At 39.9% G+C, this 22,557-nt stretch carries 17 protein-coding genes and 1 pseudogene; 6 read left to right on the plus strand and 12 right to left on the minus strand.

Features of this window, described 5'->3' with window-relative positions; all coding sequences use genetic code 11:
• Positions 1-81 precede the first annotated feature (81 nt).
• Both ACZ8ZH_RS12555 and ACZ8ZH_RS12560 read left to right on the plus strand, forming a co-directional pair.
• Positions 82-285, plus strand: a complete 204-nt coding sequence (locus ACZ8ZH_RS12555) for a hypothetical protein (protein ID WP_086208493.1) — start codon at positions 82-84, stop codon at positions 283-285.
• A 315-nt stretch (positions 286-600) separates the two neighbouring features.
• Complete coding sequence (locus ACZ8ZH_RS12560) at positions 601-2,208, plus strand: bifunctional 3-(3-hydroxy-phenyl)propionate/3-hydroxycinnamic acid hydroxylase (protein ID WP_110975088.1); 1,608 nt, start codon at positions 601-603, stop codon at positions 2,206-2,208.
• A gap of 143 nt (positions 2,209-2,351) precedes the next feature.
• On the opposite strand, the gene ACZ8ZH_RS12565 is transcribed toward ACZ8ZH_RS12560, so the two are convergent.
• From ACZ8ZH_RS12565 to ACZ8ZH_RS12615, 11 genes are all read right to left on the minus strand, one after another.
• Positions 2,352-2,480 carry a hypothetical protein gene (locus tag ACZ8ZH_RS12565; protein WP_265733397.1) on the minus strand — a complete coding sequence of 43 codons (129 nt, stop codon included), beginning with the start codon at positions 2,478-2,480 and terminating at the stop codon, positions 2,352-2,354.
• Positions 2,481-2,641: 161 nt separating this feature from the next.
• Positions 2,642-3,250 (minus strand): glutathione S-transferase family protein, encoded by a 609-nt coding sequence (locus tag ACZ8ZH_RS12570; protein WP_119063561.1) that lies wholly within the window; start codon positions 3,248-3,250, stop codon positions 2,642-2,644.
• A gap of 515 nt (positions 3,251-3,765) precedes the next feature.
• Positions 3,766-4,659, minus strand: a complete 894-nt coding sequence (locus ACZ8ZH_RS12575) for a LysR substrate-binding domain-containing protein (RefSeq protein ID WP_086208496.1) — start codon at positions 4,657-4,659, stop codon at positions 3,766-3,768.
• A gap of 12 nt (positions 4,660-4,671) precedes the next feature.
• Positions 4,672-5,859 (minus strand): MFS transporter, encoded by a 1,188-nt coding sequence (locus ACZ8ZH_RS12580; protein WP_119063562.1) that lies wholly within the window; start codon positions 5,857-5,859, stop codon positions 4,672-4,674.
• Between the two features lie 3 nt (positions 5,860-5,862).
• Complete coding sequence (locus ACZ8ZH_RS12585) at positions 5,863-6,435, minus strand: TetR/AcrR family transcriptional regulator (protein ID WP_110975084.1); 573 nt, start codon at positions 6,433-6,435, stop codon at positions 5,863-5,865.
• A 129-nt stretch (positions 6,436-6,564) separates the two neighbouring features.
• Positions 6,565-7,086: an acyl-CoA thioesterase gene (locus ACZ8ZH_RS12590; RefSeq protein WP_058869179.1), complete on the minus strand. Its 522-nt coding sequence runs from the start codon at positions 7,084-7,086 to the stop codon at positions 6,565-6,567.
• Positions 7,087-7,376: 290 nt separating this feature from the next.
• Positions 7,377-8,375 carry a patatin-like phospholipase family protein gene (locus ACZ8ZH_RS12595; protein WP_086208499.1) on the minus strand — a complete coding sequence of 333 codons (999 nt, stop codon included), beginning with the start codon at positions 8,373-8,375 and terminating at the stop codon, positions 7,377-7,379.
• A 513-nt stretch (positions 8,376-8,888) separates the two neighbouring features.
• Entirely contained in the window at positions 8,889-10,364 is a 1,476-nt protein-coding gene (locus tag ACZ8ZH_RS12600; protein WP_119063563.1) for an alanine/glycine:cation symporter family protein, read from the minus strand.
• A gap of 76 nt (positions 10,365-10,440) precedes the next feature.
• A complete protein-coding gene (gene gltS, locus ACZ8ZH_RS12605; protein WP_119063564.1) occupies positions 10,441-11,670 on the minus strand; it encodes a sodium/glutamate symporter in 1,230 nt (409 codons plus the stop codon).
• Between the two features lie 235 nt (positions 11,671-11,905).
• Positions 11,906-13,180, minus strand: coding sequence for a DcaP family trimeric outer membrane transporter (locus ACZ8ZH_RS12610; protein ID WP_119063565.1), 1,275 nt, complete (start codon positions 13,178-13,180; stop codon positions 11,906-11,908).
• 309 nt (positions 13,181-13,489) lie between these two features.
• Positions 13,490-14,518, minus strand: coding sequence for an IS701 family transposase (locus ACZ8ZH_RS12615; protein ID WP_086197162.1), 1,029 nt, complete (start codon positions 14,516-14,518; stop codon positions 13,490-13,492).
• 191 nt (positions 14,519-14,709) lie between these two features.
• Between ACZ8ZH_RS12615 and ACZ8ZH_RS12620 the strand changes: the two genes are divergently transcribed.
• Positions 14,710-15,420, plus strand: a complete 711-nt coding sequence (locus ACZ8ZH_RS12620; RefSeq protein WP_119063566.1) for a nitroreductase — start codon at positions 14,710-14,712, stop codon at positions 15,418-15,420.
• An 82-nt stretch (positions 15,421-15,502) separates the two neighbouring features.
• Here the strand turns inward: ACZ8ZH_RS12620 and ACZ8ZH_RS12625 are convergent, their stop codons facing one another.
• Complete coding sequence (locus ACZ8ZH_RS12625) at positions 15,503-16,711, minus strand: multidrug effflux MFS transporter (RefSeq protein WP_119063567.1); 1,209 nt, start codon at positions 16,709-16,711, stop codon at positions 15,503-15,505.
• Positions 16,712-16,851: 140 nt separating this feature from the next.
• On the opposite strand from ACZ8ZH_RS12625, the gene yccS reads away from it, so the two are divergent.
• The 3 genes and pseudogenes from yccS (at position 16,852) to ACZ8ZH_RS12640 (ending at position 22,497) form a co-directional block, all read left to right on the plus strand.
• Positions 16,852-19,026 (plus strand): YccS family putative transporter, encoded by a 2,175-nt coding sequence (gene yccS / locus ACZ8ZH_RS12630; protein ID WP_470247745.1) that lies wholly within the window; start codon positions 16,852-16,854, stop codon positions 19,024-19,026.
• Between the two features lie 85 nt (positions 19,027-19,111).
• Positions 19,112-19,673 (plus strand): annotated as a pseudogene (locus ACZ8ZH_RS12635) (YcxB family protein).
• 169 nt (positions 19,674-19,842) lie between these two features.
• Positions 19,843-22,497, plus strand: coding sequence for a PepSY domain-containing protein (locus ACZ8ZH_RS12640; RefSeq protein ID WP_119063569.1), 2,655 nt, complete (start codon positions 19,843-19,845; stop codon positions 22,495-22,497).
• Positions 22,498-22,557: the final 60 nt, after the last annotated feature.

A 22,557-nucleotide genomic window follows, 5' to 3' on the forward strand; every position in this document is an offset into this window, starting at 1 on the left:
ACGCTAGCATGAAGCTCAGTTCAAATTGATGTGATGAACAATCTGAACTGTTTCTCTATAAAATATAAGGATGCCGAAACAATGAAACTTTCACACTTATTAATTGCAACATCTTTAACTGCTGCGAGCTTTACAACTTTTGCAGCAACTCAGGAAGCTCCTGCACAGGAAGATAAAGTCGTTGTATCTACTCAAGAAACAGCTGAAACTACTGACTTAAGTGCAAATGCACCTGCTTCAGAAGCCTCAGCAGAACAACCAAACCAAGAAAAAGCAGCTAAATAATTTATTACTTGCTGTAATAAAGCGACCTACTCTCCAGCATGATTACAGCTCTTATTTAGCACAATCAGAAACCAAGACTTATCCTGTCTTGGTTTCTTTTTTGCCGATAGATTTAAATCATAGAAATTAGTGATCATTTCAAGGTGAAAGCTTATAGTAGAAAACAGAATATTTTAATAATAAACAATAAACTACAAACCATACCAAACACAAAGTCTCATTATCTTTATACCCATGACCTACTATTGACTAGCTTGTTCTGCCTCATTTTTTCACCGTTAATAACTGTAAAAGTGAATTAAATGGACATTCGCAATGCGCAACACAGCAAATTACACAACTGAAGTCGCAATTCTTGGTGCTGGCCCTGTCGGTTTGACCATTGCCAACTATTTAAGTAAGCAAGGCGTACAAGTCACAGTCATTGAACAGTTAGATAGCTTAATTGATTACCCGCGTGCAATTGGGATTGATGATGAGTCTCTACGGACGATTCAGTCTTTGGGCTTAGTCGAACAGGTCTTACCACATACCACGCCGAATCATGCTATGCGTTTTTTAACGCCAAAAGGACGTTGCTTTGCAGACATCCAACCTTTAACCCGTGAGTTTGGTTTTTCGCGTCGGAATGCCTTTATTCAACCACAAGTAGACAATGTCTTATTACAAGGTCTGAAACAGTACGAGCAGACTCATGTATTGTTTTCCCGCCAATTGATTGAATTTAGCCAAGATCAAACTGGTGTCACTTTAAAGCTACAAACCGCAGATCAAACTGAAGAAATCATTCAAGCACAATACTTAATTGCATGTGATGGCGGAAATTCCATTATTCGTCGTACATTGAATATAGATTTTGCAGGTAAAACAGCACCAAACCAGTGGATTGTGATTGATATTGAAAATGACCCACTGGCAACACCACATATTTACTTATGCTGTGACCCTGTACGTCCTTATGTTTCGGCAGCACTTCCACATGGTATTCGTCGTTTTGAGTTTATGGTGATGCCTGGTGAAACTCAAGAAGAGCTCAGTCAGCCTGAAAATATTGCCAAACTATTGTCCAAAGTACTTCCAACAACCGATGGTATTGAAGTGATTCGTCAGCGTGTCTATACCCACAATGCACGCATTGCAGAAAAATTCCGTGTCGACCGTATTTTACTGGCAGGCGATGCCGCCCACATTATGCCTGTATGGCAAGGTCAAGGTTATAATAGTGGCATGCGCGATGCTTTCAACCTTGCATGGAAAGTTGCATTGGTTGTACAAGGCAAAGCATCTGCTGAATTATTAGACTCGTACCAAGTTGAACGTAAAGACCATGCCAAAGCCATGATCGACCTTTCCGTGATGGCAGGTCATGTACTGGCACCACCGAAAAAATGGCAAGGCTTTGTGCGTGATGGCATTGCTCATGCATTGAACTACATCAAACCGATTAAACAGTATTTACTTGAAATGCGTTTCAAACCTATGCCGAAATATCATGCTGGTGCACTAATCACTGATGGCAGTAAAACCACACCTGTCGGCAAAATGTTCATTCAACCACATGTTAAACTTGAATCTGGCAAGACTGTTTTACTCGATGAGGTTCTGAGCAATGACTTTGCCATCATCGCTTGGGGGGTAGATCCAAAGTGGGGACTCACACCAGCGCACATGCAACAATGGCAAAAACTGGGCGTCAAGTTTGTTCAAGTCATTCCAGCAGTGCAACTGGACAATGAAAAACGCCAAAAGTATGACGGGGTGATCACGGTAGGCGATCTGGGCACAGACATCCGCAGTTGGTTTGGTCAAACGACTGAGTCTGTGGTCATACTTCGTCCAGACCGTTTTGTTGCAGCATTAGCGATTCCACAGACCTTAAACACGGTTAGCCAACAGCTCTTTGCCAAACTGCATGTGAGCTAATGCCATATCACAAGGTTCTGGCACAATCCAGAACATAAAAAACCACGCTAAACCATAATGCTGATCCGTTAAGGGGTTTTGTACTAAACTCCTTAACTTTTTAGTTCTTTAAAGCAGAATCTTCTATACTCTAGATCAAATATTTATAGCTCAACTACTACTTTGGTTAAGCCCGAATGCCCCATCAGAATATATATTGGGTTCGCAAGAAAAGCGGCTTGTGGCGCATACCCCCGACTACACAAATCACCAAATCCCTTGTATTGATTCATAAATCGCAAACCTTATTTTTAAATATTTTTACCTTGAGCAAGTACAAGTGACGTTTCTGCGCATCAAATAGCATCATACGTTTAAAAATAAAATGCCAGTCTATTGCTTAAGACTGGCATGAGCACTAAGGCACGGTTTTATAGTACTAAGTTTATTGGACTTAAATCGCTTGTACCCATTCAACTCCCTGTACCGCATCGCGACTTTGAATCAACTGGATAAAAGGTTTAAATTCGTCGAAATATGGGACAATTTTGAAAGAAATGGCATAGATTAACCAATAGGCCAAAAACAAATCTGCGGCACTAATTTGATTGCCCAACAAATATGGCTTCGCCTGAGCTAAACCTACTTTTATAAACCGATAAATAGATGCTTCTGTACCAAAACCCAAACTTCTTTTTCTAGTCTCTAGCTGTTGTTCAGAAATGCCTAAACTTTTCACGTCCATAAACTCAGTGAGTGGTCCATGACAAAAGAATAACCATTTCAAATATTCACCACGCTTGGGGTCATTGAAAGCAGGCGCAAAACCTTTTTCGAGATATTTATCTGCCAAATAAGCAAAAATAGCAGGAGTTTCTGAAATCACCGAACCCTGATCCACTAAAAATGGGACTTTCCCCATTGGGTTCAAAGCCAAATATTCAGCCTCCGCTAAATCTGCATATTCGATATGAATAATTTCGACCTGATCTTCAATATCTAACTCTTTTAAAAACGGCAATACCGTAATGCCGCGAGAATGAACGTTGCTATACAGCTTCATTATTTTGAGCCTCTTAGATGGCGCTTTGAGTATGTTTTAAACATCATATAGCACAACTGTATGTGTATATTTTTAAGTAAAAAAACAACGACATAATAATATGACTGATTTTATTCACTGTTTTATCCCAATCCCTTTCCTGCCTTTACCAAGAGTACATTTTTTGGACGTGTTATCAGTGTTTTTTATTATGCTTTAAGTCCTTTTTACTCTCACCATTATTTACGACATTATAAAAATAAATTTTCATCATGCTTAAACTAAACACAATTTGGTGTTGCCTTAGGCATAGATGGTAAATCAGGAAAATTAAACCACGATATCATCATGGACTCAGTTAAAGAGACAAAATTAGAAATCGCACTGTGTATTCGCAATAAGGCATCTTGAACATTTATACCTTCTGGTTCTGCTATATCAACCCTTTAGCCAGATCTTTATAAACCTCATACACTTGAAATGTTGATTTACCTAATGACTCTTTCCCCAAGTTCCAATATTCAAAAGAATTCTGGTCAGAACATGTCCATATAAAATTGCTCTTTTAATATTTTTAAAATAAGATCAATCGCAGGGTTTTTCTGCTGTTTACGGTAATTCGCATAGAGTCCAATCATCGGTAAAGGTTCAATTGTGTTCTTCGCTACAATTTTATCGCCCAAAAGTGGAATCACATACGCAGGTACAATACTCCACCCAACCCCCATCCCGACCAAATTCACATTCAGCAAAATATTGGTCGAGTGCTGGACAATATTGACATTCAGTTTCGAGTGTTTAAAAAAGTCTTGGATCAACTTATATAACTGTGGTGAAGCGGTTTCATCACTGATCACAAAGTCACGATCATTAAAGTGCTTAATGCTAATACTGCGCTGTTCAGCAAAAGGAGAATCTTTCGGCATAATCAGAGCTAAAGGCTCCTGAAAAACTTGAACATGCTCAAACTCTCCAGACTCATCTGGATAACGCGTAAATGCAATATCAATTTCACCTTTTTTCAGAGCATCAAGCTGGGCTGAATCTGTCAGGCTATGAAAGCTAATTTTTAAGTCTGGAAAATGCGCGCGAATGTTTGGCATGATGTAAGGAAACACTTTCATTTCAGCAACAGGTACAAAGCCAATATGTAAGTGATCTTTACTCATATTGGCAATTTGGCGTGCATCATAAATTGCCTTTTCAGCATACTCCAAGCTCAGTAAAGCTTGTTTTAAAAATGCTTTTCCTTCTTCCGTAAGTTCGACCTTACGATTGGTTCGAATCAATAGCTGCGCGCCAACCTCATGTTCCAAATCCTTAATTTGCTGGCTAAGCGAAGGCTGAACCGTACACATGCGCTGTGCTGCTTTAGTAAAATTGAGTTCTTCTGCAACAGCAACAAAATAACGTAAATGACGCAATTCCATAAAACGCTCCAACTATGCTTCTGACACCCGTCGTGTCGTTTTAGCCACTTTAAATTTGTAGATACATAACGTCAGCAGCACAATGGCTGCACAGATTAAATATGTAGTTTGGAAGCCTAAATGCGCAATCACCACACCTATCACAACCGAGCCAACAGCCATTCCCAAATCAAACAAAGTAAAAAAAGTCGAAATAGCATGTCCCATACGTTGTTTCGGTACCGACTGAATGGCGACCGTTTGAAAACAAGGAAATAACGAGCCGTATCCCATACCAATAAATACAGCAGATAACCATAACATCCATGGACTATTGACGATGCTGACCAACACTAAACCCAATGCAAAACACAAAAATGAAGGATAAATCACAGCACTGGCGCCACGGCTGTCATAAATCTTGCCGACCCACGGTCGCACCAAAATCATCGACACAGCAAAAACCACGAAAAATAAACTGGTATAAGCCAATAAAGCTTTGGACTCAGTATATGTAGCAATGAAACTCATAATGCTCGAATATGCAAAGGCCGTGAGTAATGCAATTAAACCAATCGGCACTGCCTTGAGTTCAATAATGTCATACCAGCTCAAACCTACTCGTTCTTTAGTTTCGGGCACTTGAAGAGAAACAGATTCAGTAATTGGAATCAACCAACTAAAAATCAAACCAAGACTAATCAGCACAGTCAGTAGAACAAATAAATCATTAAAACTACTGTACTGCACAACGCTCAGAGCAATAAGTGGCCCAAAAACCACAGCCAAATTGGTAGACATGACAAAATAACCCATCCCCTCACCTTTGCGTTGTTCGGGTATAAAATCATGAGCAATGGGTACAGTTACAGTTGTTAAAATACTAAACCAAATACCATGTATAAAACGAATAGCAAGCAAGCTCCACATGCTGTCCACCCAAAGATAGCTAAAGGCAAAGCAGACAAAAAGTGATGCCGAAGCACGAAAGGAAAAAGCCTTCCCGAGCCGCTCCACAATCAACCCTGAAAACGGTCGCACTGCAATAGAGGACACCAAAAATAGGGTTAAAGTGAGACCTGCTTGCTTCACCGTCCCACCGAGTTCTTGCATGATATAAACGGGCAAGATCGTGAGTAATGCAAAGTAATATGTGAACAAGAACAGGTTATTACACACACAAAGTATAAAATTTCTATTCCAAAGCGACTGCTGAGGCATTATCTATTCCTCTAAAAGCACATGTCGCTGTGCAGGTGCAATTACCAACCGAACCAAATTGTGAATATAGGCGTCATCAGGCATACGGTTAAAAAAAATAATTTGATAATGAATCGGTCCATACAAAGTATCGAGCATCAACTCAAAAGGATAATCTGCGCGTACTTCACCACGCTCAATTGCACACTGAATTAATTTACGGGTTTGGACACGACGTGGCAGTAAATACTCTTGGAAAAATAACCCTGCAGCTTCGCGATGCTCTGCCATGACCACCAACAGTGCTCGCCCCACTGGATGATTCAAGGCCACTGCCAGTTTAGATAATTGTTGTACTAAGTTGTGCTCTAAACTTTGCTCAAAATCCAATTCAAAGACGGATTCGGTATGCAATTTAAATGCTTCAAAAACCAAATCAGATTTGTGCTTCCACCATCGGTAAATGGTGGATTTTCCAACTCCTGCACGTGCAGCAATATCTTCTATAGTGAACTGTGAATAATCTGCCTCTGACAAAGCTGCCAGTACAGCATTTAAAATGCATTGTTTTCGTTTAGAACCTTTCTCAACATTCATATCACACCAAAACGATACGCTACGTATCGTTTCATTTTATACTTAAAAATGCACTTGTGCTAATTTCTTTAATAAATAAATTTTAGACATAAAAAAAGGTCTCCTATATAGGAGACCTTTTCATTGCATTTAACTATGCGATGTTTTTTTATAAATACTGCACGAAGGGTGATGGTTTTCTTGTAAGCGCGCAACTTTACGTTGCTCAGCCGCTTCAAAACGACAACGCTTCCAGTCATTATCCAAGTTCAATGCAGGAATTTGTTTTGGCTTACCATTTTCATCGACCGCCACCATAGTAAAGTAACAACTGTTGGTATGACGTACTGTACGCTTTTGAATATTCTGCGCTTCAACACGAATACCGATTTCCATCGAAGTCCGCCCCACATGGTTCACACTTGCCAAGAAAGTAACCAACTCACCTACATGAATCGGCTCTTTAAAGTTCACTTTATCCACCGATAAGGTCACTACATAACTGCCAGAAAAACGACTTGCACACGCATACGCAACTTGGTCTAACAGTTTCAAAATGGTGCCACCATGCACATTTCCTGAAAAATTCGCCATATCTGGTGTCATTAAGACCGACATAGTGAGTTCAGACTGGTCATCTGCAGCCGCAGCAATTTGATCTAATGGGGACATCGCGTTCTCTAATTCGGAAGATAATAGGATATGTGGCGCATATTATATCGGTTTTACAGACTAAATTTGGTAACAAAACCATCATTATTATTTATAGCGATTCTCCCATCATTCAAAAAAATATATATAAAGAAGACTAAGCTGTTGAATCTATAAGCCTTCTTGGTACTTCAACCAGTTTTCTATCACATATATTTGACTGTACAATTCACATTCAGTCGCATGAACATCGCTACATATAAGAGCACAGCCCTTAATTTCACCTATTCATTTGCCAAAATATATATCTACTACTGCATGCGTGCCTGAATCGCTTGAATATTCAGTTTCTGTTTATAATTTTTTTGAGCGAACACTTTTTGAATCTGTTGCAATTGAGCAACAGTTGCATCCTGTCCTGCTTTCATCGTCATTTCACGCCCACTCACATCAAAAATATGTACTTTCTCACGTAAGTCTGGCTGAATCACAATATCGGCATTTTTCAGCTCTATTTGCGCAAGGTTCTTTTGCATAATATTGATATTTTGGTTAAATAGTCCCCATACATTCGACGTTTCGGTATACATCGGCTGCGCTAAAATATCTACAGCAATAATAATATCTGCACCTAATTTACGCGCTACATCGACAGGAACTGGGCTCACTAAACCGCCATCAACATACTCATCTTCACCAATTTTAGTCGGGATAAACATGCTCGGAATGGACACCGATGCACGCACTGCTTGCCCTGTATTTCCATAATTAAAAACGACTTTTTTACCTTCTTTTAGTTGTGTTGCAACCACATACATCGGTGTTGGTAAACGTTGAAGAGGAACATCTTTGACCTGTTCATTAACATAGTCCTCAACTTTTTGACCATCAAAAAAACCTTTCATACCCAAACGAATATCACGTACATCATTGGCTTTCATATTGAGTGCAATTTCACGCAGTTCATTTGCATTTTTACCACTGGCATAAAGGGAGCCCACTATACTACCCGCACTGGTTCCCACAATAAAATCAGGGTGTATACCTGACTGCTCCAGTACTTGTATTGCACCAATATGTGCGTAACCACGGGCACCGCCACTACCAAGGACAAGAGCAATAATTGGCCGATTTTGCTCTTTTTTAAGCTGTTTAAAATTAATACGATCGGTTCTTTCCTGAGCTTCGTTGGAATTATTATGTGTTGCACCAAGCTGATTTGACAGGTCTTGGTCTGCTTTTGGCATGCTTTGGCAACCAGCCAAGACAAGCAATGTAAGCGACAACAGGCTAATTTTTAATTTCAACATAATTCACCAACGCTAAGGAAGAAGAAATTTTTAAGCAACATAGTGTATGAAAATCCGTAGTCTTCTGACTGTTGTTTTTCGTAAAAGTGTGCATTCTCTTATTATAATTCTTTTCCCCCTTTTAGTATCATCCAGTATGTGTAATCAGCTCCTGATCCACATATTTAAACCTAAAGTGCCTATCTTTTTGTAGTCTAGTCACCTATTGGACTCAGTTTGGTCATAAATTTTGACTCATTAGAGCTCTTGAAGCAGTCAAAAAATAATCATTCACTGACAATAAAATAAGTGTTGAACGTCACTTTCTCTCTTGGTGAAAAGCTTAGAATGAGGTCGGATTCTTCCTATAAATCCTCTCCCTAGCCCTCTCCTTTAAAAAGGAGAAAGAACTTTCTTTGTGATTTCAAGACAGCTCAGAAAATGGCTGATGCACGAACTCCATTGAAGATTCATTAATGTACGACTATTAGTGCATAAAAAAGCCCCTACTTTAAGTAGAGGCTTTCTGGCGAATTACCAAATGTCTGATTTGACTTTATCTTTAAATTTAGGATGGTTGTCCAATTTAAACACTGGCTCTTTCACTCCTTGTTTGAGCTGACCGATATAGTCCTTTAACAACATCAATAAGAATGGTGTTAATAACAAAATGGCAAACAAGTTAATGGTGGCCATGATGCCCATGAACAAATCCGCAGTGTTCCAAATAAGAGGCACACTCATCACTGAACCAAGATAGACCATAATCAAAACAAAGATACGGAACACAAACATCACTTTGGCGTTGTTGTTAATAAATTGCACATTGCCTTCTGCATAGGCGTAGTTACCAATGACTGATGAAAAAGCGAATAAGAATAAAATCGTTGCAAGGAAGTCATCCCCCCATGAACCAATTTGGCTCTCTAGCGCCATTTGTGTTAATGCAACACCTTCAAACCCAGCATCGTGATACAGACCAGACGCCAAAATAATAATTGCTGTACATGAACACACCACAAACGTATCCACAAATACACCGAGCATTTGTACTAAACCTTGGTTTACGGGATGTTTCACATCTGATGCAGCTGCCGCATTTGGTGCTGAACCCATACCTGCTTCATTAGAGAATAAACCACGTTTAATCCCCATCATCATTGCCATAGAAACCATCGCACCGAAGAATCCACCTGCTGCCGCCTCAAACTCAAATGCTTTCGAGAAAATAAGCTGAAAGATGTCGGGCAAAATAGCATAGTTAATAATGGCAATATAAAGTGCAACAACTAAATACAATATAGCCATAAATGGAACAAAGCTTTCAGCAACCTTCGCAATACGCTTAATCCCACCAAAGATAATCACTGCAGTTAGCAAGACTAAACCGAGCCCAACCCAAGACACCACAATATGAATGCCACCCAGTTCAAAAGCCAAATTGGCTTTGTCCCAACCCCATGCATGTGCTGTTGCACCTGTAATGGCATTGGCTTGTACTGCATTAAATACAAAACCATAGGTTGAAATTAAAGTGACAGCAAAAACTACACCCAACCACTTTTGCTTCAGACCTTGGGTAATATAATAAGCAGGGCCGCCACGGAACTGTTTATTCTCTTGGTCACGTACTTTAAACAATTGTGCTAAAGATGATTCAACAAAAGCTGAGCTCATGCCTAAAAATGCAGTCACCCACATCCAAAAAACTGCACCCGGTCCACCAATCGCAATTGCGATCGCAACACCAGCAACATTACCCACACCAACACGGCTTGCAAGCCCCGTTACAAAAGCTTGAAAAGGTGTAATGCCATGGTCATCATCACATTCCTTACGGCTTGATTTCATCACCTTGATGCTGTGTAAAAATAAACGAACCTGCACCGCACCCGTAATTAGCGTGTAAAACACACCAACGGCAACCAGAAAAACCACTAAAAAGTCCCATAGCGGTCCATTCAGTGTATTCACCCACCCGAGTAATGTTTCATTCAATTGATCATTCATCTCGATATCCTAATTATTGTGAAAGGCTTAAAAGCAAAAAAGCCCTAGTTTCCTAGGGCCAAAGGTTAATCAAAAATCAACCAAAAAATTGCAAAATCGTTTGGATCACAACAACATTCACCAAATCAATAAAGAATGCCCCTACTAGAGGAACAATCAAAAATGCCTTGTGTGAAGGTCCATACATATTGGTAATGGCTTGCATGTTTGCAATTGCATTTGGCGTTGCCCCCATACCGAAACCACATAGACCTGAAGCGAGTACCGCAGAATCGTAATTTTTACCCATGACACGGAAGGATACATATACCGCAAATACCCACATCGCAATTGATTGAGCAACCAACAGTACAATCATCGGAACGGCAAGATCAGCCAACTGCCATAATTTCAGAGAAACCAAAGCCATCGCTAAATATAATGCTAAAGCAGTATTACCAAAAACATCAATTGAGCGATCAAAGATTTCTCGTTTAAAACCTGACTCAACAACATTACGTAAAATAATACCGCCCATCAAGGCCCAAACGAACGTTGGTAACTCAAATGCCGTACCTACTGTAAGGTTTTTCAACACTTCTGCAAATGCCAAAGCAAATGCAAACATCCCCAAGGTCACAATCGCATTATCAGCAGTGATTAGACGTACTTTTTGTGGAGCTTCAAAAGCATACTCCCCATCAGTCAGGGGCGCATCTTTATTTTCTTGACGCATATCAGCGTTCAATGGTGATGCCAAACTGTGCTTACGAATTAAATAGCGTGCTAATGGGCCACCCATTAAGCCACCGACAACCATACCAAAGGTCGCACTCGCGATCCCCATTGGTAATGCACCCTCAACAGCATATTTGGTCTCAAAAATTGGTCCCCAAGCGCCTGCTGTCCCTAAACCGCCAACTAAGGCAATCGAACCTGCAATCACACCCATCAAAGGATCCAAGCCCAATGCTGAAGCTACAGCCATACCGACACCGTTTTGGATTAAAACGAAGACCGAAATAGCAATCAAGAAAATGAATAATGGCTTACCGCCTTCCTTGAGTTTTGCAAAGTTTGCACTCAAACCAATAGACGCAAAGAACATCAGCATGAATGTATCTTGCATTGGTTTATTTACGGAAATGGTATAACCTAAAAACTGATGGATTAGATAAAATAAAATCGCCCCAACTAGACCACCTGCAACTGGTTCTGGAATATTGTATTTGGTTAGAAATGGGATGTACTTATTTAAAATACGTCCCACATAGAGCACCAACACCGCTAGCATAAGCGTATATGTTGGATTTAGTATTAAATCCATAGAAAACCCTTAAGTGATAAATCACTCTCGTATTTGTAAATTAGATAACTCAGCTTTATCAAATGTCACAACACCGCAAAAGAACGATCATCTCTTGCAGTGGTTTTTGGATAAATATGATTGGGAGTAAGATCTAAGCCTGTAACAAATACATTTAACCCTTGTTCAAGCAAAAAAAAATGCATACACAAGTGAATTATGCATGCATCTTAAGTTTTTATAAACAGTTTATTAATTAAAAACTGTATTTCGCCATCAAGCCAACACGGTTGTCTTTGTAGCTATTTCCTGCAAAGGTATCACGTTTACCATTGATATATTCAACACCTAAGTCCAATGGCTTAACTGGAGAATAGATAAAGTTAATCCATGCTTGGTAAACTTCTTCATTCGCCGTTGGATTTAAAGTTGCGTAATCCGTACCATCATCCGCAAACAGTGCGCCATAAGCTAAAGTCGAACGTAATTTTTCATTGAACTTATACGTACCACCGACTTGCACAGCAAAAGCTTCGTTTTGAGCAATTTTGTTATTTGCAGTATTAACTACATATGCAGCGTTACTACCATATAAGTAATTACTGTTGCCATCAACATAAGACACATCGGCACTTAGTTTTAGCGGGTCCATTACTTGATAATTTACACCTGCTGCTAAGCCCCAAGCAGTATCAGAGTCATTCGCAGATTTATAGTTTTCAACTAAAGCACGTGCAGACAGTGAGCCTTTACCATCTGCAAAACCTTGCGTCAATTTTGCTGTTAAATTCGGTACGCTGTATTTAATGTTTGTACCGCTACTATCACCTTCTTCAGCAGAAATAAATAGTTTAGTTGCAGGCGCTAAATTAAAGCCATAACGGACTTGTGGAAGACGATTTGTACCGCCACCCACGTTGGTCCCAAAATCAATCATTTCTGGCGCATGGTTAGACAGGAAGTTAGATGTGGTTTGACCAAATAACCAGTTGTTATAAGTTAAATACGCATGACGAATACGTAAAGCACCATTGCTATCTGTAGTCGAGCCCGCAAAATCAACTTCGACTTTACCGCCAAGTTTGTTATCCGCACCGACATTGGTGTTAAAATCTAAACCTAGACGTGTGGTTTTTGCAGTTGCACGTAATTTGTCTTTAGTTCCCCCAGTTGATGTATGTACACCATTGAAGTCATTATCCGCACCTTCAATAATGTAGTTTGCATCGCCACGAACAAAACCATATAGGTTAATGTCAGCACCTGACTTAGATTTAAATGAAGACAATGCTGACTCAGGCTTCGCAGGTGGTACTGGCTGTGCTTTGACTTGTTGAATCTGAACGGCTTGTTGTTGTTGAACTTGTTGCTGCTGTTGCATTAAAGCTTTTAACTCAGCAACTTCAGCGCGCAATTGAGCAAGCTCTTGTTGTTCTTTCGTTGCTGCATGAGTCGTTGTCATCATCAACGCGGCAACACTGAGTGCTAGGCTTTGAGCGACAAATGGCTTTTTAGTGAGGGCTAAACGCATACGCAAGCTTCCTTTATTACATAGTTAGTGGTAAGTCAAAAATTCCATTTCAGTAAAATTTACTATACAAAAACCATTCCATTTCGGTCTCTTTATGTATAGAACAATCTTATAAAGATGAAAAATCGCACATTTCGATGTTTTTGGATATGATCTTTTATTACTTTTGCAACTAAAGTCTAATTAGAAACCTTCTAAACTGGAATAAGCATCACACTTCATCTGCTTTGAATTATGAAATTACAATTTAAAAATGTTTTTGCAATAATTAAGTAACAATTCTTCATATATTCTAGGACTTACGCACTATTACTTATAGATTCTCTGTGGTAGCAGATGATTTTTATCGAGAATAAAGTCATCAATGAAGTTTTTGATAATTGGTCTAAATAATTTCTTCTGCCAACGATATATATTTTCAAAGATCCGCTCAAACTGGTTCTTTTGTATCTCAACGTAGGCCATCAAGGCTGAAAAAATATGATTCAAAATCAGTTTAGATCGTCTTACTTGAAACTTTTCAATATGACAAACCTGTTTAATCACCCGGTGATATTGCTCTATTTTCCAATGACTTGAATGTAATTCATGAAAACCTTCAAAGGACAATAAATCATCTTCATCTTGATGCACAATATAAAACCTCTGCTGTTCTTTTAACTGAGTCTTAAATAATTGTACAAAGCCAAAATCTTTGAGCCAGATCACTTGACCCTGATGGAAATCTGGCAATAAGCGCAGTTGAAACCATTGTCCTTTTTCTGGGGAAACCTTACGGTTACAGTCGATACCAAACATAAATCGAATACCATATTTTCTTATGGTTTTTAGATTTCCAGTCGATGAATACCAACTATCACCTGTAATAAATTGAATCTTTGCACCCCAACTGAGTACTTCACTTAACATATCCATAAAGTAATCATTCTTGGTTTTACTTTCAGATTTGTCATAAATTCGGAAATTAATTGGAATATTTTGACCATTTCGATCTGTCGCATACAAGGTAATGAGATTAATACCCTTGACGGATCGGTGGTGTTTGCCTGACCAAAAATAGCTAACCAAGTCCATATGTTGACTATATGGTTTATCTAAAACAGTATCATCAATACTGACTATAAGTTTATTATTATCAATATGTTGAATTGATTCTTGATATAGGTCGTGAGGTGTGTAGTCTTCACGCTCTAGAAAGCGATTTACACTATCATGCGAGATATTATAAGTCTCGGCAAGTTGTGTGCAGCTAATAGAGTTCGGTTCTGTCATGAGAAAGCCCATATAAATGGGTAATGTACAAGTTGCTGTAGAAGCATGTTTAATTCGTCTGATCACAGATACTTTATAAAGTATTTTAATACTTTTTTGAATCCGTCAATGCGTAAGTCCTATATTCTTAAATATAGACTGAGTTTTCGGTGATATCTATATTTTTTTCTTATAACTAAAGTCTTAGTTTGATTGATAACCACATGCTGCCAAATAAGTGGTCAAAACTACGTCTTTGCATAAAAAGTAGGATAATTATGACGCAGCAGATGTCCGATCTTGTCGATCAAGCAATTCGCTCACGCCATTCAGTTCGTGCCTTTACAAACCAAATGGTTGATGTACAAACCCTTAAAGATATTTTACACGTCGCCAGCCGAGCGCCATCAGGGACCAACACACAACCATGGAAAGTGTATGTGGTCACTGGGAAAAAACGCGACGAAATAGTTGAACGTGTTTGCCATGCGCAACTTGAGCTTTTTCAACATCCTGAAAAAGCAGCACAATACCAAGAAACTTTTGCTTATTATCCTGAAAACTGGATTTCACCCTATATTGACCGTCGTCGCGAAAATGGTTGGGGGCTGTACGGATTACTCAACATTCAAAAAAATGAAAAAAGTAAAATGGCTCAACAGCAACTCCATAATTTTCAACTTTTTGATGCGCCTGTGGGCTTATTTTTTACAGTCAATAAAGTCATGGGCATTGGGTCTAAAATGGACATTGCCATGATGATGCAAAATGTGATGGTTGCAGCCAAAGCACGTGGCTTAGACACCTGCCCACAAGCAGCATGGAATCACTTTCATTCTATCGTACTGGGTATTCTTGGTGCATCATCAGATGAAGAATTAGTCGGCGCAATCGCTTTAGGTTATGCAGACCCAGAACACATTGTGAATAGCTTTATCACACCACGGGTCCCCGTAGACGAGTTTGCTGTTTTTTTAACTGACGAATAGAGATCACAGCTTTCATTTATCAAAAGAGACTGATTACAGTCTCTTTTTTATACACTTAGATTAGCATTTAAATGTCTCAGACTTAGGCTTTTATCCCTTCGTCTTGCCCAAGTTTGAACACATAATACAAAGCCGGTAGCACAAAAATAGCCATGACAATGGCCATATTTAAAAGTGCAGACCAAACTAAGAAATTTAGAATCACGCCACAAAGTAAACCACATGCAAATTGCATACTGCCCATAATAGCACTAGCCGTTCCAGCACGAGCGCCTTGCTCAGACATTGCAATTGCCATTGCATTTGGTCCCGTAAAACCAATCGCTGCAACGGCTAAAAACATACCTGCACACACTACAGATAAAGGTGCTGATGCCATGCTTCCTGCTATTAACAGCAAAATAACCCCTAACAATTGCAAAGCACTGCCTAATTTTAAACGTTGAAATACATTTAAACTGCGTGCTAAACGTTTATTTAAAGTTGAGAAAAGCATGATGCCAACCGCATTCGCACCAAAGGCATAGGCAAAAATTTGCTGACTCAAACCATACCCGTCCATCAAAATGGCAGCTGAGGCACTGATATAACAAAATAAAACCGCGCCAGCAAAACAACCGACAAACATTGGTCGTCTAAAACTTGGATCTTGGAAAATCGCACTATATAAGTTGAGTACTTGATTGAAATTCAGTTTTAACCGACGCTTTGGATCTAAAGTTTCTTTAAAAAAGAAATGTACACAACAGAGACTTCCCAAACCAACAAGCATCAATATGGCAAAAATACTGTGCCAACTACTAAAACTCAGCACCAAAGCGCCCAAACTTGGTGCAATAATTGGAGCAATGGTCGTCACAATCATCATACTGGCAAAAGCTTGTGCCGAAGCTTGCATATCCAAACGGTCACGAATTGCAGCACGTGCAATCACCACCCCGACACAACCACCTAGAGCCTGTAACACCCGCGCAGCAATTAAGCTCCATTCACTGTTTGCAAACACACACAGTAAACTGGCCACAATATAAAGGCTCAATCCAAAATACAGAGGCTTTTTACGCCCGATTCGGTCACTTACAGGCCCATAAATTAGCTGCCCAAGAGCCAAACCAAGAAAATATGCAGGCAAGCTGTTAGCAACCATTTGTGTGCTTACCCCGAAGTCATCTGCCATTTGTGGCAAAGCGGGTAAGTACATATCAATAGAAAGTGGGCCCAGTGCCGTCAGTGAAGCGAGTAAAAGAATCCAAGCGTTAGAATATTCCGCTTTTTCCTGTGTAGTTGACATAGGATTAATGTGTTTTTTAAAGGAGAGTTTGCAGACAAGTTTACACGCTCCATAGTATGATTTATACCTGAGCAAGTGAAATTTCACATATTCTCATATTTGAAAATTGTCTAACCCTAAAAGACAGATAAAGGTGCGCTTTGAAAGCATGGCTGACGAGCCTAAAACAGGCTACTTATAATACAACCTTTATGTATAACCTCCGCATGGTCATCACCTTTGCAGGAACCGCTTTTATACCTTATTTTATGGGGTTCCAACTGGCAACTATTCCACTTACACTGGGTGCAGTTGCAGCGGGTTTAAGCGATATTGATGACCGCTTTTCTGTGCGCATCATGAACTTGATTTATACCTATATTGGTTTTTTCGTCACAGCCACCTCTATTTATTTTTTATTTCCGCACCCGATTTTATTTGCGCTAGGTCTTATTGTTTCCTGTATCGGTTTTATTTTACTGGGTTCATTGGGACGTCGTTATGCAACCATTTCATATGGTTGTTTGGTTATTTCCGTCTATTCCATGCTTGGTGTCGGTCTTTTTGACCAATGGTATATGCAGCCTTCGCTTTTAGTCATCGGTGCAATTTGGTATAGCCTGATTTCAACCATCAGTTTTTTGCTTTTCCCAGTGCGTCAAGTTCAAGATAACTTATCCAAATGTTATTCGTCTTTGGCCGATTTTCTCTTTGCCAAGTCTAATCTATTCGATGTCGATATGACGCCAAATAGTTATCAACAAAGTATGATTGAGCTGTCTCTGGAAAATGGCAAATTAATTGCGATATTCAACGACATGAAAACCGCTCTACTCACCCGTTTAAAAGGTGACCGCGGGCAGCGTGATACCCGTCGGAGCTTGCAATATTATTTTGTCGCACAAGATATCCATGAACGTGCAGATTCAGCACATATTGACTATCAAAAACTGGCTAAGATCTTTCAGCACAGTGATATCTTGTTTCGCTTTCAACGTATTTTATCCATCCAAGCCAAGGCCTGTAAGGACCTCAGTAGCAGCATATTAAACCGCCAAACCTACGTGCATAATAAACGCTTTAAACATGCATTTGAAAACCTCCGCTTATCTTTAGAAAAGCTCAAAGATGAACAACAATATGACCAAATTTGGGTCAATGCACTGTTTTCCTTATTTCAAAACTTAAAATCAATTGATGCACAGCTTCGTAACTTAGAAACTGAGCGCAATATTAAATTTGATAAAAGTAAGCACATTGAAAGTCAGCTTAAAGATGATGATCTCAAAGGTTGGGATGACATTGTGGTGCGGATTAAACAAAATCTCACGCCTGAATCCGTACTATTTCGACATGCAATACGGGTTTCGATTGTGCTCTTGGTCGGCTATATTTTTGTTCAAGTAACCAATATTCAATATGGTTATTGGATTTTACTGACCGCTTTATTTGTCAGCCAACCCAACTTTAATGCCACCAAACGCCGTTTGCGCTTGCGGATCATAGGTACATTGATGGGAATTCTTTTAGGTTATGCCATCTTGTATTTTGTCCCATCCATTGAAGGCCAATTGGTCATGTTAGTGATCAGTGGTGTCCTCTTTTTCGAACTTCGCAGTAAACAATATGCTCAAGCCACTGCATTTATTACTATTTTGGCTTTAATTAACTTTAATTTAGACGGCATGGGTTACGCCGCGGCACTTCCGAGGATGATTGACACCCTGATTGGCTGTGGGCTAGCGTGGTTGGGTGTGAGTTTTATTTTCCCCGATTGGAAATTTCGTCGTCTCCCCCGCACCATTTACCGCTCCCTTGCCGCACAATGCAATTATTTGGCTGAAGTAATTGAGCAGTATAAATCTGGACGCAACAATGGCTTGAATTATCGCGTTGTTCGCCGTGCAGCGCACAATACCGATGCCGAAGTTGCTTCACTCATTTCAACTTTAGCCACCGAGCCTGACTTTGATCCCACTCAAAAAAGTTTGGCATTTGAATTTCTGTGTCTCAATCATACCTTTATCAGTTATATTGCAGCACTGGGTGCACATCGTGAAAAAATTGACGACCCACAAATTTTAGAATTGATGGATCGCGCTTTTGATAATATCCAAGGCGCACTGCTACGTGACGAAATGCCTGATTTAACTGCACAGAATATGCTTCAAACCATTCGTCAACGTTTAAGCCAAAATAATGAAGAAGATCAAAAAGCATTGATCATTTTGCAACAGCTGTCATTGATGTTTAGCATCCTAAATCAATTCAGTCGTTTGAAGCAAAGTTTGAGCCATGAACGGGATCACGAGGCTACAGAATTAGCCTCATTATAATTTGGGTGATTTTGGAACAATATACTCACTGAAATGCTCTAAATAATGCTAAACTTTTTGCAGTTTTAAATCTGTTACTTTCACTATGACCGCGAAAAATTTATACGCTTATACTTTACAGCCTGTGAACTATGAAATCACTGAGTCTGAACAACGCGATGCTCAATTAAAAATTTGGCGTAGCACAAACAAAATCAGCCTGAAAGCCTGGATCATCATGGGTGCTGTCGTTGCCCTTTCAATCCTCGGCTTAATTCTGCTTAAAAACTATTCCACAATTTTTTGTTGGGTTGCCATAGCCTGTGTTGTAGTCTATCTACTGGTCCGTAAATTCGGCCTAGAATGGTATGTAAAGCGCAAAATGAATGAGTTTCCAGTACAGGAAATTAAAGGCATTCGCTTAGGTGTACAACCTCATGGTCTGGTTATGCGCCAACAAATGGGCATGCAGGAAGGTGTCGGTGCAATCAGTTGGAAAGATATTTATGAATGGTACAACACACCTGAGTTCTTATTGATTAAGTTTAAGGTGAAAGGCCAAGAAGGTGCTTACATCCTGCCAAAACGCATGGATAGCAAAAACTTCTCATTTAATACGATCCGATGCGCATTTAAAAGAAACTGTGGGTGAAGCTCAACCGCTTTAATCGCTTTTTATTTTATAAAAAAACCTCCTTATTTGGGAGGTTTTTTTATCCCCTAAACCTCTAAATATAAATGATAATGAGAATAAATATTAATTGCTAAATCCATAGTATCTTCTCAATCTTCAGGTATAATTCGCGCACAACAAATCGCTCACGATCAAGTCTAGCCATGTTTAAAAAGACATTTTTCCAAGTGCATTGGTTTTTGGGAATCACTGCGGGTCTCATTCTATCTCTTATGGGTGTCACAGGTGCCATCTACTCTTATGAACAGCAAATCTTAAAGTGGATGAATCCTAGCAGCTATACCGTTCAAGCAAGTCAAAACAATAAATTAACCCCTGCTGAGTTGTATCTGCATTTCCAAAAGAATGATCCAAGCATCCAAATTAACAGTATTACCATTGCTCATGAGCCCACTGCATCCAGTACAGTTAATATTGTGAAAGAAGGTGCACGCCGTGGCTATAACATGATGGTAAATCCATATACCGCTGAAGTTTTACCCGAAATCAAAGGTCGTGATTTTTTTAACTTTATTCAACAACTACACCGCACTTTAACAGTCGGTCCTGTGGGTAAGCAAATCACAGGTGCCTGTACCCTCATGCTCATCTTCTTTGTATTGAGTGGTCTGTACCTCCGTTGGCCCAAGCGTCACTCCATCAAACAATGGTTTTTTGTTAAGCCTAAATTGAAAGGACGCAACTTCATTTGGGATTTACATGCGGTTGTTGGCACTTGGGTGGTGATTTTTTATCTCATCTTGGCCTGTACGGGGCTGTACTGGTCCTATGATTGGTGGCGCGATGGCATGTTCAAAGTGCTTGGTGTTGAACGCCCGCAACCACAAATGCAAGAAGGCCCCCGTCCAAATGCAGGTGTAGTTCAAGGCCCACGCGGCGAACAAACGGGTGCTCGTGGTGGCGAGTCACGTGAGCAAGGTCGTGGCGGCCCACAAAGCGAGCACGCTACACATGGCGAACGTGGGCAAGGTGAGCATAAAGGCTTATCACCTCAACATGTGCAAATTGCTTTAACCCAAACATGGACAGGCTTTAATGCACAAGTTGGTCGCAACTATTCAACACTGACCTTAAATATTCCGAAAAAGCCAGATGGCACACTTGAGCTTTCATTTGTAGATGCAATTCCACAGCATGAGCGAGCGCGAAATTCAGCGGTCTTTAATTATCAAACTTCAAAAATTGAAAAAATGGAGTTATATGAAGAGAAGAAGCTGAATGAAAAAATCATGAGCAGTATGCTTCCTGTACACCGTGGTAGCTTCTTTGGCCCAATTTATCAATTCTTTGCCATGTTCGCATCACTAATGATGCCACTGTTCTTTATAACGGGTTGGATGCTCTATCTGAAACGTCGTAAACAAAAGAAACTCACCCAACAAGCACGTGGTGGAGCGTTGAATGTTACGGTTGATCCAAATGCGAAACCGTGGCTGATTGCCTATGCAACCCAAACTGGTGTTTCTGAGCAAATCGCTTGGCGTACTGCAACCAGCTTACAAGAAGCAAGACAGCCAGTAAGCGTAAAAGCGGTACAACACTTAACGCTTGATGACTTAAAAACTGCCGAACAAGTACTTTTTATTGCAAGTACTTATGGCACGGGTGAAGCACCTGACTTAGCCAGTAGTTTTGAAAAGAAATTTTTAAATACAACCTTGGATTTGTCACACCTGCACTATGCCGTATTGGCTTTAGGCTCTCGAGAATACCCTGACTCCTATTGTAGTTTTGGGCATCGCATTGACCATTGGTTAAAAGCCAATGGAGCGCATACTTTATTTGCAACCATTGAAGTCAATAATGCAGACAACAGCGATATTCAGCGTTGGAATAGTGCTCTTGCCTCTGCAACAAAACTTGAACTTCAAGCCATGAATATTGATAAAACCTTTGATCAATGGACTTTGGCACAACGTGAAGTACTCAATCCAAACAGTGTTGGCGCACATGCTTATAATATCGAGCTAAAAACCAACTTCGATGTTACATGGCAAGCAGGCGATATTGCTGAAATCCAACCAGGTAATAGCACAACACGTATCCAAGCCTTCATGCAAAAGCATCACATTGCAGCACAGAGCATCGTTGAGTCTTTAGCTATTTCGATTGAACAAGCGCTTTGGGATAAAAACCTCAGCACAGAGATTGAACCTTTTGCCAACTTGGAACATTTGCTGGAACAGTTGAGCCCTTTACCTACACGTGAATACTCGATTGCAAGTGTACCGACCCAACAAGTGTTACGGTTGGTTGTGCGCCAACAGCAAGATTTAGAAGGTGAACTGGGCTTAGGTTCTGGTTGGTTAACCCAACATGCCAAGCTTCAGCAACCTATCGCACTGCGTATTCGTACTAATGAATCATTCCACTTGATCAATGACAACCGTCCTATCATTTGTATTGGTAATGGCACAGGTATCGCCGGTTTAATGAGTCTACTCCATGCACGTACCCGCCTAGACTATACTCAAAACTGGTTGATCTTTGGTGAGCGTCAGCGTGAACATGATTTCTTCTATCAAAGTACGATTGAAGCATGGCAAACCACAGGCATGTTGCAACGCTTAGATTTAGCATTCTCACGAGATCAAGCAGAAAAAGTTTATGTACACCATAAACTGACTGAACAAGCCTATGAGCTTAAAATATGGGTTGAAAAGGGTGCCGTCATTTATGTCTGCGGTAGCATTAATGGGATGGCAAGTGATGTTGATACAGCATTGGTAGAAATCTTAGGCGAAGAAAAATTAGATCAACTCCGCCAAGAAGGTCGTTACCGTCGTGATGTTTATTAAACATTAAATCAAGATGAGAAAACCGAGCCACAGTGCTCGGTTTTTTTATATATAAATTTG

The sequence above is a fragment of the Acinetobacter sp. SW-226 genome, assembly GCF_055632855.1.

What these genes read in the sequence shown, in the direction of transcription:
- ACZ8ZH_RS12570 (WP_119063561.1), bottom strand. Translation starts at nt 3,250, where the DNA reads ATGAAGCTGTATAGCAACGTTCATTCTCGCGGCATTACGGTATTGCCG.
- ACZ8ZH_RS12620 (WP_119063566.1), top strand. Translation starts at nt 14,710, where the DNA reads ATGACGCAGCAGATGTCCGATCTTGTCGATCAAGCAATTCGCTCACGC.
- ACZ8ZH_RS12625 (WP_119063567.1), bottom strand. Translation starts at nt 16,711, where the DNA reads ATGTCAACTACACAGGAAAAAGCGGAATATTCTAACGCTTGGATTCTT.
- ACZ8ZH_RS12560 (WP_110975088.1), top strand. Translation starts at nt 601, where the DNA reads ATGCGCAACACAGCAAATTACACAACTGAAGTCGCAATTCTTGGTGCT.
- ACZ8ZH_RS12585 (WP_110975084.1), bottom strand. Translation starts at nt 6,435, where the DNA reads ATGAATGTTGAGAAAGGTTCTAAACGAAAACAATGCATTTTAAATGCT.
- ACZ8ZH_RS12555 (WP_086208493.1), top strand. Translation starts at nt 82, where the DNA reads ATGAAACTTTCACACTTATTAATTGCAACATCTTTAACTGCTGCGAGC.
- ACZ8ZH_RS12595 (WP_086208499.1), bottom strand. Translation starts at nt 8,375, where the DNA reads ATGTTGAAATTAAAAATTAGCCTGTTGTCGCTTACATTGCTTGTCTTG.
- gltS (WP_119063564.1), bottom strand. Translation starts at nt 11,670, where the DNA reads ATGGATTTAATACTAAATCCAACATATACGCTTATGCTAGCGGTGTTG.
- ACZ8ZH_RS12610 (WP_119063565.1), bottom strand. Translation starts at nt 13,180, where the DNA reads ATGCGTTTAGCCCTCACTAAAAAGCCATTTGTCGCTCAAAGCCTAGCA.
- ACZ8ZH_RS12575 (WP_086208496.1), bottom strand. Translation starts at nt 4,659, where the DNA reads ATGGAATTGCGTCATTTACGTTATTTTGTTGCTGTTGCAGAAGAACTC.
- ACZ8ZH_RS12580 (WP_119063562.1), bottom strand. Translation starts at nt 5,859, where the DNA reads ATGCCTCAGCAGTCGCTTTGGAATAGAAATTTTATACTTTGTGTGTGT.
- ACZ8ZH_RS12565 (WP_265733397.1), bottom strand. Translation starts at nt 2,480, where the DNA reads ATGAATCAATACAAGGGATTTGGTGATTTGTGTAGTCGGGGGTATGCG.
- ACZ8ZH_RS12640 (WP_119063569.1), top strand. Translation starts at nt 19,843, where the DNA reads ATGTTTAAAAAGACATTTTTCCAAGTGCATTGGTTTTTGGGAATCACT.
- ACZ8ZH_RS12600 (WP_119063563.1), bottom strand. Translation starts at nt 10,364, where the DNA reads ATGAATGATCAATTGAATGAAACATTACTCGGGTGGGTGAATACACTG.
- ACZ8ZH_RS12590 (WP_058869179.1), bottom strand. Translation starts at nt 7,086, where the DNA reads ATGTCCCCATTAGATCAAATTGCTGCGGCTGCAGATGACCAGTCTGAA.